Below are 12475 nucleotides of genomic sequence, written 5' to 3' on the forward strand. Positions count from 1 at the left end.
TGTTGATCAGGTCATCGTCTTGATCAGGTTCTCAGAGTATCCGCCGGGGCCGACATCCGTCGGCGGACAGCCGAAGCTGCCCGCCGACCCGTAGGGGTGATCGACCGTGCTTCAACTAGGGATTTCCCTGGGCCTGTTCGCGGATCTTCTCCGCCAACTGCGCAGGCATCGGCTCGTGTCGGGCGTATGTGCGGTTGAAGCGAGCGGTGCCGTGCGAGAGGGAGCGCAGGTCGACCCCGTACCGTCCGATCTCGATCTCGGGGACCTCGGCCCGTACGAGAGTGCGGTTGCCGCCGGCCTGCTCGGTGCCGACGACGCGGCCGCGCCGCCCGGACAGGTCGCTCATCACGGCGCCCACGTACTCGTCGCCGACCAGGACCGTCACCTCGGCGACCGGTTCCAGGAGATGGATCCGGGCGTCGACCGCGGCCTCCCGCAGGGCGAGCGCGCCGGCGGTCTGGAACGCGGCGTCCGAGGAGTCCACCGAGTGCGCCTTGCCGTCGAGCAGCGTGATCCGGATGTCGATCAGCGCGTAGCCGGCGGCCACGCCCCTGGCGGCCTGCGCGCGCACGCCCTTCTCGACGGACGGGATGAACTGCCGGGGCACGGCCCCGCCGACGACCTTGTCGACGAACTCGATGCCGGAGCCCCCGGGCAGCGGCTCCACCTCGATCGCGCAGATCGCGTACTGCCCGTGCCCGCCCGACTGCTTCACATGACGGCCGCGCCCGGCCGACCTGTCGGCGAACGTCTCCCGAAGGGAGACCTTGTGCGGTACGACATCGACCTGGACGCCGTAGCGGCTGCGCAGCCGCTCCAGGGCGACGTCCGCGTGAGCCTCGCCCAGACACCACAGGACGACCTGGTGGGTGTCCTGGTTCTGTTCGAGCCGCATCGTCGGGTCCTCGGCGACCAGCCGGCCCAGGCCCTGCGACAGCTTGTCCTCGTCCGCCTTGCTGTGCGCCTGGATGGCGAGGGGCAGCAGCGGGTCCGGCATCTCCCACGGCTCCATGAGCAGCGGGTCGTCCTTGGAGGAGAGCGTGTCGCCGGTCTCCGCGCGACTCAGTTTGGCCACGCAGGCGAGGTCGCCCGCGATGGCGTGCGTGAGGGCGCGCTGCTGCTTGCCGAACGGTGCGGACAGGGCGCCGATGCGCTCGTCGACGTCGTGGTCCTCGTGGCCGCGGTCGGCGAGCCCGTGCCCGGAGACGTGCACCGTCGCGTCGGGGCGCAGCGTCCCGGAGAACACGCGGACCATCGACACCCGGCCGACGTACGGGTCGGACGCGGTCTTCACGACCTCGGCGACGAGCGGTCCGTCCGGGTCGCAGGCCTTGACCTGGCGGGCCCTGCCGTCCGGGGTGGTGACCGTCGGGGCCTCGCGCTCCAGCGGGGTCGGGAAACCGCCGGTGACCAGTTCGAGGAGCTCCACCGTGCCAAGCCCCTGCTTGGCACCCTCGGCGGCGGGCGCGGCTGCCAGCACCGGGAAGAAGATCCCGCGCGCGACGGCCCTTTCCAGGTCCTGCACGAGTGTCTTGAAGTCGAGTTCCTCGCCGCCGAGGTAGCGGTCCATGAGGGTCTCGTCCTCGCTCTCGGCGATGATCCCCTCGATCAGCCGGTTGCGGGCCTCCTCGATGAGCGGCAGCTGCTCGGGGCCCGGCTCGGACTCCTTGCGCTCCCCGGAGGAGTAGTCGAACAACCGCTGCGACAGCAGCCCGATCAGACCCGTCACGGGCGCGTGCCCGTCGGGCCCCTGCGGCCCGTGCAGCGGCAGGTAGAGCGGCAGTACGGCGTCGGGGTCGTCGGCCCCGAAGGCCGCCGCGCACGTCCGCGTCATCTCGTCGAAGTCCGCCCTGGCAGACTCCAGGTGCGTGATCACGATGGCCCGTGGCATGCCGACCGCCGCGCACTCCTCCCACACCATGCGCGTCGAGCCGTCCACCCCGTCCGAGGCCGAGACGACGAAAAGGGCCGCGTCCGCCGCTCGCAGACCGGCCCTCAACTCGCCGACGAAATCGGCGTATCCGGGTGTGTCGAGAATATTGATCTTGTATCCGTCCCAGTCGACGGGTACCAGGGAGAGCTGTACTGAGCGTTGCTGCCGGTGCTCGATCTCGTCGTAGTCGGAGACGGTGCCGCCGTCCTCCACACGGCCCGCCCTGTTCACCGCTCCCGCCGTCAGCGCGAGAGCTTCCACCAGCGTCGTCTTGCCCGATCCGGAGTGGCCGACCAGCACCACATTCCGTACGGACGCGGGGTGGTCGGCCGCCGTAGCCCTGCCGGCGGCTCCGGGGTGTGCATTCGCCTTGTCGCCCATGGCCTTGCCTCCCGTGCACGGTGAGGTCACTGTGGGCGCGGACGCGCGGCGCCGCGTGCGGTGGCGGCTCCGATGACGCCCGCGGTGTCTTCGAGCTTTGCACTCGTGTCACGGTGCGTCCATACAACGGACGCGATCGCGCCGTCCCACGGATGTCATCAGGACGTGACCCGGGGCGCGGGTGCCCGACCGTCGCACAAGCGCACGCGTGGCTACGATGGGCCAGCCGGTGGCCAGCAGGGGCCGCGCGGCCACACCGACCCTCGGGAAGGCCATGCTGAACAAGTACGCGCGTGCATTCTTCACGCGTGTCCTCACACCGTTCGCCGCGTTTCTCATCCGCCGGGGGGTAAGCCCCGACACGGTCACCATCCTGGGCACGGCCGGAGTGATGGCGGGCGCGCTGGTCTTCTTCCCCCGGGGAGAGCTGTTCTGGGGCACGATCGTCATCACACTGTTCGTGTTCTCGGACATGGTCGACGGCAACATGGCACGCCAGCTGGGCCGTTCCAGCCGCTGGGGCGCCTTCCTCGACTCGACGCTCGACCGGGTCGCCGACAGCGCGATCTTCGGCGGATTCGCACTCTGGTACGCGGGTGGCGGCGACGACAACGTCCTGTGCGCCGTCTCGATCTTCTGCCTGGCCAGCGGTCAGGTGGTGTCGTACACCAAGGCCCGCGGCGAGTCGATCGGACTGCCCGTCGCCGTCAACGGCCTCGTCGAGCGCGCCGAACGCCTGGTGATCTCACTGGTCGCGGCAGGTCTCGCGGGCTTCCACAAGACCTTCGGCGTGCCCGGTGTCGAGATCCTGCTGCCCATCGCGCTGTGGATCGTCGCCGTCGGCAGTGTCGTCACGCTGATCCAGCGCGTCGTCACGGTTCGCCGGGAGTCCGCCGAGGCCGACGCCGCGGCCGACGCCTCCCCCGACCCCTCCGCCCCCGCCTCGCCGGACAACGCCTCGCAGAGCAGCGAGGCCACTCCGTGAGCGGTCTGAAGGGCCAGCTGACGTACGCGGCGTACGCAGCGGGCTGGGGAGCCGTCAAGAAGCTCCCCGAGCCCGTCGCCGTACGCCTGGGCCGGACCATCGCCGACATCGCCTGGAAGCGGCGCGGCAAGGGCGTACGACGCCTCGAATCCAACTACGCGCGCGTGCTGCCCGACGCGACCCCGGAGCGGCTCACCGAACTCTCCAGGGCCGGCATGCGCTCGTATCTGCGCTACTGGATGGAGTCCTTCCGGCTGCCCGCCTGGAGCAGGGAGCGCATCAGGGGCGGCTTCGTCGCGAAGGACATCCACTACCTGACCGAAGGGCTCGCCTCCGGCAAGGGCGTCATCATCGCGCTGCCGCACCTGGCCAACTGGGACCTGGCCGGCGCCTGGGTCACCACCAAGCTGGAGACTCCGTTCACGACGGTCGCCGAGCGGCTGGAGCCGGCGAAGCTGTACGACCGGTTCGTCGCCTACCGCGAGAGCCTCGGCATGGAGGTCCTGCCGCACAGCGGCGGCACCGCGTTCGGCACGCTGGCCCGGCGGCTGCGGGAGGGCGGGCTGGTGTGCCTGGTCGCCGAGCGCGATCTGTCGGCCTCCGGAGTCGAGGTCGAGTTCTTCGGGGACACGACCCGGATGCCCGCCGGTCCGGCCCTGCTCGCCCAGCAGACCGGCGCACTGCTGCTGCCGGTGACGCTCTGGTACGACGACTCGCCCGTGATGCAGGGCCGGGTCCATCCGCCCGTCGACGTCCCCGAGTCAGGTACCCGGGCCGAGAAGACGTCTGCCATGACACAGGCGCTGGCCGACGCCTTCGCCACGGGTATCGCCGACCATCCGGAGGACTGGCACATGCTGCAGCGCTTGTGGCTCGCCGACCTGGAGCCCCGCTCCGGGCCGGCCGAGGGGGAACAGCCGTGAAAATCGGCATCGTCTGCCCGTACTCCTGGGACGTGCCCGGGGGAGTCCAGTTCCACATCCGCGACCTGGCGGACCACCTCATCGACCTCGGGCACGACGTGTCCGTCCTCGCCCCGGCCGACGACGACACCCCCCTTCCGCCGTACGTCGTCTCGGCGGGCCGTGCCGTCCCGGTGCCGTACAACGGCTCTGTCGCGCGCCTCAACTTCGGGTTCCTGTCGGCCGCGAGAGTGCGGCGCTGGCTGCACGACGGCACGTTCGACGTGATCCACATCCACGAGCCGGCCTCGCCGTCGCTGGGCCTGCTGGCCTGCTGGGCCGCGCGGGGGCCGATCGTGGCCACCTTCCACACGTCGAACCCGCGGTCCCGGGCGATGATCGCCGCGTACCCGATCCTGCAGCCCGCACTGGAGAAGATCAGGGCACGCATCGCGGTGAGCGAGTACGCGCGGCGCACCCTCGTCGAGCACCTGGGCGGTGACGCCGTCGTCATCCCGAACGGCGTCGACGTGGACTTCTTCGCGAAGGCGGAGCCCAAGCCCGAGTGGCAGGGGGACACGATCGGCTTCATAGGGCGTATCGACGAGCCCCGCAAGGGTCTGCCGGTCCTCATGAAGGCGCTGCCGAAGATCCTCGCCGAGCGGCCGGGGACCCGGCTCCTGGTCGCCGGGCGCGGCGACGAGGAGGAGGCCGTCGAGAAGCTCCCCGCGGAGCTGCGGTCGCGCGTCGAGTTCCTCGGCATGGTGAGCGACGAGGACAAGGCCCGGTTCCTGCGCAGCGTCGACCTGTACGTCGCGCCCAACACCGGCGGCGAGAGCTTCGGCATCATCCTGGTCGAGGCCATGTCGGCGGGCGCGCCGGTGCTCGCCTCCGACCTCGACGCGTTCGCACAGGTCCTCGACCAGGGCGCGGCGGGCGAGCTGTTCGCCAACGAGGACGCCGACGCGCTGGCCGCCTCGGCGGTACGGCTGCTCGGCGACCCGGCGCGCCGCGCGGAACTGCGCGAACGGGGGAGCGCGCATGTGCGGCGCTTCGACTGGTCGACGGTCGGCGCGGACATCCTGTCCGTCTACGAGACGGTCACCGACGGCGCCGCGGCGGTCGCCGCCGACGAGCCCGACGAACCGGGCGGGCTGCTGGCCCGGCTCGGCCTGGTGCGGGACTGAGAGCGGGAGGGAACGCGCGTGGTGTGGGACGCACATGGTGCGGGGGACGTACGTGACGTCCGGGAGGTGCCCCAGGCGGACGCCAGGACGCCTCTGACGGCCGAGGAGGAGCTCCGCAGCCGTTCGGTCTTCGCCACCGAGATCGGCGCGCAGCTGGCCCGCCAGGGGTGGGCCGTCTTCCCGGCGCACACGCCGGAGGAGCGCATCCGGCTCTTCGCGGTGGCGCGGATCATCGAGCAGCGGCTCGGACACCGAGTCGAGGCCGTACCGGAGGACATCTGCTCCATGCGGTTCACGGTGGTGGGCGCCGCACACGAGGCCGGCCCGGCGGCCGGGGCATCAGGACGGCTGAGCGACTGACGCCCGCGGTGGCGCACGCGGGTGCGGTGGCGCCGCCGGGGCGACGGAGGGACCTGGCCGGGCCGGCCTTCGGTGTCCCTGGGTTCCAGTGAGACGGGGTGGCGGCCGGGTGCGGCGGCCACCCGGCCGAATCCGGAGTGCCGCGACCGCGTCCGGGCCGATGCGGGACCGCTGCGGCAGCCTCCGGAACTGACGGCGGGTCACCGTGGTGGCAGCAGGCCGCGACGCAGCGGCGGCCCGCGGCGCCTTCGTGCGGCTCGGTCGCTGATCGTCGTGTGGGTCGACGCCGGGGCGGGCGGCCCGGAACGCACCGGTAGCCTGTGCGCCCGTGACCTCCACACTGATCTGGATCGTGGTCGCCCTCGTGGCGATCGGCCTCTACCTGAGCTGGACCGCGGGCCGTCTCGACCGACTGCACTCGCGGATCGACGCGGCGCGGGCCGCGCTCGACGCGCAGTTGCTCCGGAGGGCGTCGGTGGCACAGGAACTGGCCACCTCCGGAGTGCTCGACCCGGCCGCCTCGATGGTGCTCTACGAAGCGGCGCACGCGGCCCGCCAGGCCGAGGAGGACAACAGGGAGGTCGCCGAGAGCGACCTCAGCCAGGCACTGCGGGCCGTCTTCGGCGAGGTCCAGCAGGTCGAGGCGGTGCAGGCGGTCCCCGGTGGCGAGGACGCGGCGCGCGAACTCGCCCAGGCGGTCCGCCGGGTTCCGATGGCCCGGCGCTTCCACAACGACGCCGTACGGGCGGCCCGTGCCCTGCGCCGCCACCGCAAGGTGCGCTGGTTCCGGCTGGCAGGCCACGCGCCCTTCCCACTGGCCTTCGAGATGGACGACGAGGCTCCGGTCGCCCTCGCGGACCGCCCGGGAACGTAGTCCACGCGCGCGTGGACCCCGGGAAAGGCTCCCGGCACAGGATCCGACGCCGTCGGCACGGCACACGACGTCCCTGGTCACAGCCCCGCCCACCCGGCCTGACCACGGGAAACACGCCCGTAGGCCCGGAAAATGAGCCACCGCCTCCCCATTGGCCCTTGCAGTGGCCTGGTCCTCAAGCGTTTCCTCGGTATCTGCAGAAGCCCTCTTCCACCGAGTGAGGTCAACCCTTGTCCAGCACGCTCTCCACTCCCGCCCAGCCCACCGACACCCCTGCCACCGGCACCGCGCGCGTGAAGCGCGGCATGGCCGAGCAGCTCAAGGGCGGCGTGATCATGGACGTCGTCACGCCGGAGCAGGCGAAGATCGCCGAGGACGCGGGCGCCGTGGCCGTCATGGCCCTGGAGCGGGTGCCCGCCGACATCCGCAAGGACGGCGGCGTGGCGCGCATGTCCGACCCCGACATGATCGAGGGCATCATCGAGGCCGTCTCGATCCCGGTGATGGCCAAGTCGCGCATCGGCCACTTCGTGGAGGCCCAGGTCCTGCAGTCCCTCGGCGTCGACTACATCGACGAGTCCGAGGTCCTCACCCCCGCCGACGAGGTCAACCACTCCGACAAGTGGGCCTTCACGACCCCCTTCGTCTGTGGCGCCACCAACCTGGGCGAGGCCCTGCGCCGTATAGCCGAGGGCGCCGCCATGATCCGCTCCAAGGGCGAGGCCGGCACCGGCAACGTCGTCGAGGCCGTCCGTCACCTGCGCCAGATCAAGAACGAGATCGCCCGGCTGCGCGGCTACGACAACAACGAGCTGTACGCCGCCGCCAAGGAACTGCGCGCCCCGTACGAGATCGTCAAGGAGGTCGCCGAGCTCGGCAAGCTCCCGGTCGTCCTGTTCTCCGCCGGTGGTGTGGCCACTCCCGCCGACGCCGCGCTGATGCGCCAGCTCGGTGCCGAGGGCGTCTTCGTCGGCTCCGGCATCTTCAAGTCCGGCGACCCGGCCAAGCGTGCCGCCGCGATCGTGAAGGCCACCACCTTCTACGACGACCCGAAGATCATCGCGGAGGCGTCCCGCAACCTCGGCGAGGCCATGGTCGGCATCAACTGCGACACCCTCCCCGAGGCCGAGCGCTACGCGAACCGCGGCTGGTAACCACCCATGACCGACGTACCTGTCGTAGGCGTCCTGGCTCTCCAGGGCGACGTACGGGAGCACCTGGTCGCCCTGGCCTCGGCGGACGCCGTGGGCAGGGCGGTGCGGCGCCCCGAGGAACTCGCCGAGGTCGACGGACTCGTCATCCCCGGCGGTGAATCCACCACCATCTCCAAACTGGCCGTCCTCTTCGGCCTGATGGAACCTCTCCGCGCGCGCGTGCGGGCCGGAATGCCCGTCTACGGCACCTGCGCGGGCATGATCATGCTCGCCGACAAGATCCTCGACCCGCGCTCGGGCCAGGAGACCATCGGCGGCATCGACATGATCGTGCGCCGCAACGCCTTCGGACGGCAGAACGAATCCTTCGAAGCGACGGTCGACGTGAAGGGCGTGGAGGGCGATGCTGTGGAGGGCGTCTTCATCCGTGCCCCCTGGGTCGAGTCCGTGGGTGCGGAGGCAGAGGTGCTGGCCGAGCACGACGGCCACATCGTCGCCGTACGTCAGGGCAACGCGCTCGCCACGTCGTTCCACCCGGAACTGACCGGCGACCACCGCGTGCACGGCCTGTTCGTCGAGATGGTGCGCGCGAACCTGGCTCCGGGGTCCTAGTAGGATTCCTGGGGTTCGTAAAGAGTTGGGTTACGCGAAGGAGACAGGCAGATGTCCGGCCACTCTAAATGGGCTACGACGAAGCACAAGAAGGCCGTGATCGACGCCAAGCGCGGCAAGCTCTTCGCGAAGATGATCAAGAATATCGAGGTCGCGGCCCGTACCGGCGGTGCCGACCCGGCCGGTAACCCGACGCTCTTCGACGCCATCCAGAAGGCCAAGAAGAGTTCGGTCCCGAACAAGAACATCGACTCCGCGGTCAAGCGCGGCGCCGGTCTCGAGGCCGGTGGCGCCGACTACGAGACGATCATGTACGAGGGCTACGGCCCGAACGGTGTCGCGGTGCTCATCGAGTGCCTCACCGACAACCGCAACCGCGCCGCCTCGGACGTACGCGTCGCCATGACCCGCAACGGCGGCAACATGGCCGACCCGGGCTCCGTCTCGTACCTCTTCAACCGCAAGGGTGTCGTCATCGTCCCCAAGGGCGAGCTCGGCGAGGACGACGTCCTGGGTGCCGTGCTCGACGCGGGCGCCGAGGAGGTCAACGACCTGGGCGAGTCCTTCGAGGTCATCTCCGAGGCCACCGACCTGGTCGCGGTGCGCACCGCCCTCCAGGACGCCGGGATCGACTACGACTCCGCCGACGCCAACTTCGTCCCGACCATGCAGGTCGAGCTGGACGAGGAGGGCGCCAGGAAGATCTTCAAGCTCATCGACGCCCTTGAGGACAGCGACGACGTGCAGAACGTCTTCGCCAACTTCGACGTGAGCGACGAGGTCATGGAGAAGGTGGACGCGTAGCGCCGCCGCGAGCCGCACCTGCTCAACGGGCCGACGGGACACACCCGTCGGCCCGTCGCTTTGCCGGGCGTCGATGGCGGTCGATGTCGGTGGCACCCGATAGCCTGCACGAACTGGGGGCACCTCCCAGCGGTGGCTGGGGGAGATCGAAGGAGGGGGCGGGTGCGGGTACTGGGCGTTGACCCCGGACTGACCCGGTGCGGTGTCGGTGTGGTCGAAGGTGTCGCGGGCCGGCCCCTGACCATGCACGGCGTCGGTGTCGTACGGACGCCCGCCGACGCGGAGTTGGGGCAGCGCCTCGTCGCCATCGAGCAGGGCATCGAACAGTGGCTCGACGAGTACCGGCCCGAATTCGTCGCGGTGGAGCGGGTGTTCAGCCAGCACAACGTCCGTACGGTGATGGGCACGGCCCAGGCCAGCGCGGTCGCCATGCTGTGCGCAGCCCGGCGCGGGATTCCCGTGGCCCTGCACACGCCCAGCGAGGTCAAGGCCGCGGTCACCGGAAACGGCCGCGCCGACAAGGCCCAGGTCGGTGCCATGGTCACCCGGCTGCTCCGGCTGGACGCACCCCCGAAGCCCGCCGACGCGGCCGACGCCCTCGCCCTCGCGATCTGTCACATCTGGCGTGCGCCCGCCCAGAACCGCCTGCAGCAGGCCGTCGCGCAGAACCGGCTCCAGCAGGCCGCCGCCCTGCACGCGTCGAAAGCCGCATCGCAGAACGCGCCGAACCACGTACAGAACCACGCACCGAAAGGCCGTACCGCATGATCGCCTTCGTCAGCGGCCCCGTCGCCGCCCTCGCGCCCGACTCCGCGGTGGTCGAGGTGGGCGGCATCGGCATCGCGGTCCAGTGCACGCCGAACACGCTCTCCGGACTCCGCATGGGCCGGCCGGCCAAGCTCGCCACCTCCCTCGTCGTACGGGAGGACTCGCTGACGCTGTACGGCTTCGCGGACGACGACGAGCGGCAGACCTTCGAGCTGCTGCAGACCGCGAGCGGTGTCGGGCCGCGCCTGGCCCAGGCCATGCTCGCGGTGCACAGCCCCGACGCCCTGCGCCGCGCGGTGTCCACCGGCGACGAGAAGGCCCTCGTCGCGGTGCCCGGCATCGGCAAGAAGGGTGCCCAGAAGCTCCTCCTGGAGTACAAGGACCGCCTCGGCGAACCCGTCGGACCCGGCGGCCGGGCCATCGGCACACCCGTCACGGCCGGCTGGCGCGAGCAGCTGCACGCCGCGCTGATCGGCCTCGGGTACGCGACCCGCGAGGCCGACGAGGCGGTCTCCGCGGTGGCGCCGCAGGCCGAGGCGGCCGGGACGCCGCAGATCGGCCAGCTGTTGAAGGCCGCCCTGCAGACGCTCAACAGAGCGCGTTGAGCTGCGCAGGAGGTGCGGGAGTGAAACTGCGGGTCCGTTGTGGCTGGTCGCGCAGTTGCCCGCGCCCCTGTGGGGCGCGGCACCGCCTGCCCCATGCCCGTACGACCCGGACCCACTACCTCGCGAGGCACAGCACATGAACTGGGACGACACGGCCGACGACGACACCGCCGAGCGGCTCGTCGGTGCGTCCGCCGACCATGAGGAGCAGGCCGTCGAGGCCGCCCTGCGCCCCAAGGACCTCGACGAGTTCATCGGCCAGGAGAAGGTCCGCGAGCAGCTCGACCTCGTCCTGCGAGCCGCACGCGCGCGTGGCGCCACCGCCGACCACGTCCTCCTCTCCGGAGCCCCCGGCCTCGGCAAGACCACCCTCTCGATGATCATCGCCGCCGAGATGGAAGCCCCCATCCGCATCACCAGCGGCCCCGCCATCCAGCACGCGGGCGACCTCGCCGCGATCCTCTCCTCCCTCCAGGAGGGCGAGGTCCTCTTCCTCGACGAGATCCACCGCATGTCGCGGCCCGCCGAGGAGATGCTCTACATGGCGATGGAGGACTTCCGCGTCGACGTCATCGTCGGCAAGGGGCCGGGCGCCACCGCCATCCCGCTCGAACTGCCGCCCTTCACACTCGTCGGCGCCACCACGCGCGCGGGCCTGCTGCCGCCCCCGCTGCGGGACCGCTTCGGCTTCACCGCCCACATGGAGTTCTACGAGCCCGCCGAGCTGGAGCGCGTCATCCACCGCTCGGCGAACCTGCTGGATGTCGAGATCGACACCGCGGGCGCCGCCGAGATCGCGGGCCGCTCACGCGGCACACCCCGTATCGCCAACCGGCTCCTGCGCCGCGTCCGCGACTACGCCCAGGTCAAGGCCGACGGCTACGTCACGCAAGAGATCGCCGGCGCCGCCCTCGCCGTGTACGAAGTGGACAGCCGAGGCCTCGACCGCCTGGACCGCGGTGTCCTCGAAGCCCTGATCAAGCTCTTCGGCGGCGGCCCGGTCGGTCTGTCCACGCTCGCCGTCGCCGTGGGGGAGGAGCGCGAGACCGTGGAGGAGGTCGCCGAGCCCTTCCTCGTCCGTGAGGGACTCCTGGCCCGTACACCCCGCGGACGGGTGGCGACACCGGCGGCGTGGGCCCATTTCGGCCTCACCCCGCCCCGGCCGTCAACCGGTGGAAACGGACAACAGGACCTGTTCGGGGCGTGACGGCGAGGGGGCTCGCGGGGTCAGGAACCCCGGTGCCATGCTGAGCGTTGTTCCTTGACGGCGGACTCGCTTAGACTCCGCCGATGCCGCCTTTGTCGGCGGCGCACATACCCCATCCATCAGGCCGCTCACCATCGCGGTCGAATGAAGGAAGTTCCGTCCCGTGAGTCTCGTGACCCTCCTCCCGTTCATCGTGCTCATCGGGGCCATGTTCCTGATGACCCGGTCGGCCAAGAAGAAGCAGAATGCGGCTGCGCAGATGCGCAACGACATGCAGCCCGGCTCCGGCGTCCGCACGATCGGTGGCATGTACGCAACGGTGAAGGAGGTCAACGAGGACACGGTCCTCCTTGACGCAGGCCCGGGCGTCGACCTGCTCTTCGCGAAGAACGCGATCGGCGCGGTCCTCAGCGACGACGAGTACAACCGCCTCGTTCACGGCATCGAGCACGACCTGAAGGATGACGAAGCGGTCGTCCCGGACGACGCCTCCTCCCTCACCGAGACCGACGAGCCCGCCGACGCTTCCGACGACAAGCCCATCGACCTCGGCAAGAAGGACGCGGCGGACACGCCCGCCGACGAGTCCGCCGAGTCCGCCGACGCGGAGCCGAAGAAGGCCGACGAGGCTGACCTGAAGAAGTCCGACGGCGAGTCCGACGCGAAGTAGTCATGTCCGGGGACCGCGGAGTGCGCCGCTCGC

General features: G+C 70.8%; 13 protein-coding genes. 12 read left to right on the forward strand and 1 reads right to left on the reverse strand.

Annotation, left to right across the window (positions count from 1 at the left end; genetic code table 11):
- Positions 1-115 precede the first annotated feature (115 nt).
- The gene (locus tag OG718_RS42735; RefSeq protein WP_143635437.1) at positions 116-2314 is read right to left on the reverse strand and encodes an elongation factor G-like protein EF-G2; all 2199 of its coding nucleotides are present in this window, start codon (positions 2312-2314) and stop codon (positions 116-118) included.
- 217 nt (positions 2315-2531) lie between these two features.
- Here OG718_RS42735 and pgsA point away from each other — a divergent pair, with 217 nt between their 5' ends.
- The 12 genes from pgsA to yajC all read left to right on the forward strand — a co-directional run bounded on the left by pgsA (position 2532) and on the right by yajC (position 12442).
- Positions 2532-3299 carry a phosphatidylinositol phosphate synthase gene (pgsA, locus tag OG718_RS42740; RefSeq protein ID WP_143636029.1) on the forward strand — a complete coding sequence of 256 codons (768 nt, stop codon included), beginning with the start codon at positions 2532-2534 and terminating at the stop codon, positions 3297-3299.
- Positions 3296-4222 (forward strand): phosphatidylinositol mannoside acyltransferase, encoded by a 927-nt coding sequence (locus OG718_RS42745; protein ID WP_143635435.1) that lies wholly within the window; start codon positions 3296-3298, stop codon positions 4220-4222. The genes pgsA and OG718_RS42745 overlap by 4 nt, the downstream gene beginning before the upstream one ends.
- Positions 4219-5388 (forward strand): glycosyltransferase family 4 protein, encoded by a 1170-nt coding sequence (locus tag OG718_RS42750; protein ID WP_328846691.1) that lies wholly within the window; start codon positions 4219-4221, stop codon positions 5386-5388. Before OG718_RS42745 ends, OG718_RS42750 begins: the two co-directional genes overlap by 4 nt.
- Positions 5389-5409: 21 nt before the next feature.
- The gene (locus tag OG718_RS42755; RefSeq protein ID WP_328846692.1) at positions 5410-5748 is read left to right on the forward strand and encodes a hypothetical protein; all 339 of its coding nucleotides are present in this window, start codon (positions 5410-5412) and stop codon (positions 5746-5748) included.
- Between the two features lie 328 nt (positions 5749-6076).
- The gene (locus OG718_RS42760) at positions 6077-6622 is read left to right on the forward strand and encodes a hypothetical protein (protein ID WP_055614445.1); all 546 of its coding nucleotides are present in this window, start codon (positions 6077-6079) and stop codon (positions 6620-6622) included.
- Between the two features lie 305 nt (positions 6623-6927).
- Complete coding sequence (pdxS, locus tag OG718_RS42765; RefSeq protein WP_246575212.1) at positions 6928-7776, forward strand: pyridoxal 5'-phosphate synthase lyase subunit PdxS; 849 nt, start codon at positions 6928-6930, stop codon at positions 7774-7776.
- A gap of 6 nt (positions 7777-7782) precedes the next feature.
- Complete coding sequence (gene pdxT, locus OG718_RS42770; protein ID WP_143635428.1) at positions 7783-8388, forward strand: pyridoxal 5'-phosphate synthase glutaminase subunit PdxT; 606 nt, start codon at positions 7783-7785, stop codon at positions 8386-8388.
- 51 nt (positions 8389-8439) lie between these two features.
- Positions 8440-9192 (forward strand): YebC/PmpR family DNA-binding transcriptional regulator, encoded by a 753-nt coding sequence (locus tag OG718_RS42775; protein WP_055614442.1) that lies wholly within the window; start codon positions 8440-8442, stop codon positions 9190-9192.
- 162 nt (positions 9193-9354) lie between these two features.
- Entirely contained in the window at positions 9355-9960 is a 606-nt protein-coding gene (gene ruvC / locus OG718_RS42780) for a crossover junction endodeoxyribonuclease RuvC (protein WP_143635425.1), read from the forward strand.
- On the forward strand, positions 9957-10565 hold the full coding sequence (gene ruvA / locus OG718_RS42785; protein WP_143635423.1) for a Holliday junction branch migration protein RuvA: 609 nt from the start codon (positions 9957-9959) through the stop codon (positions 10563-10565). The genes ruvC and ruvA overlap by 4 nt, the downstream gene beginning before the upstream one ends.
- A 136-nt stretch (positions 10566-10701) precedes the next feature.
- Positions 10702-11772, forward strand: coding sequence for a Holliday junction branch migration DNA helicase RuvB (gene ruvB, locus OG718_RS42790; protein ID WP_143635422.1), 1071 nt, complete (start codon positions 10702-10704; stop codon positions 11770-11772).
- Positions 11773-11935: 163 nt separating this feature from the next.
- The gene (gene yajC, locus OG718_RS42795) at positions 11936-12442 is read left to right on the forward strand and encodes a preprotein translocase subunit YajC (RefSeq protein ID WP_143635420.1); all 507 of its coding nucleotides are present in this window, start codon (positions 11936-11938) and stop codon (positions 12440-12442) included.
- Positions 12443-12475 lie beyond the last annotated feature (33 nt).

It is taken from the genome of Streptomyces sp. NBC_00258 (assembly GCF_036182465.1).
Lineage (GTDB): Bacteria > Actinomycetota > Actinomycetes > Streptomycetales > Streptomycetaceae > Streptomyces.

Excerpts from the sequence above, each read along its gene's own strand:
- OG718_RS42735 (WP_143635437.1), bottom strand. The coding sequence starts at position 2,314 with ATGGGCGACAAGGCGAATGCACACCCCGGAGCCGCCGGCAGGGCTACG.
- pgsA (WP_143636029.1), top strand. The coding sequence starts at position 2,532 with ATGGGCCAGCCGGTGGCCAGCAGGGGCCGCGCGGCCACACCGACCCTC.
- pdxS (WP_246575212.1), top strand. The coding sequence starts at position 6,928 with ATGGCCGAGCAGCTCAAGGGCGGCGTGATCATGGACGTCGTCACGCCG.
- pdxT (WP_143635428.1), top strand. The coding sequence starts at position 7,783 with ATGACCGACGTACCTGTCGTAGGCGTCCTGGCTCTCCAGGGCGACGTA.
- OG718_RS42775 (WP_055614442.1), top strand. The coding sequence starts at position 8,440 with ATGTCCGGCCACTCTAAATGGGCTACGACGAAGCACAAGAAGGCCGTG.
- ruvA (WP_143635423.1), top strand. The coding sequence starts at position 9,957 with ATGATCGCCTTCGTCAGCGGCCCCGTCGCCGCCCTCGCGCCCGACTCC.
- ruvB (WP_143635422.1), top strand. The coding sequence starts at position 10,702 with ATGAACTGGGACGACACGGCCGACGACGACACCGCCGAGCGGCTCGTC.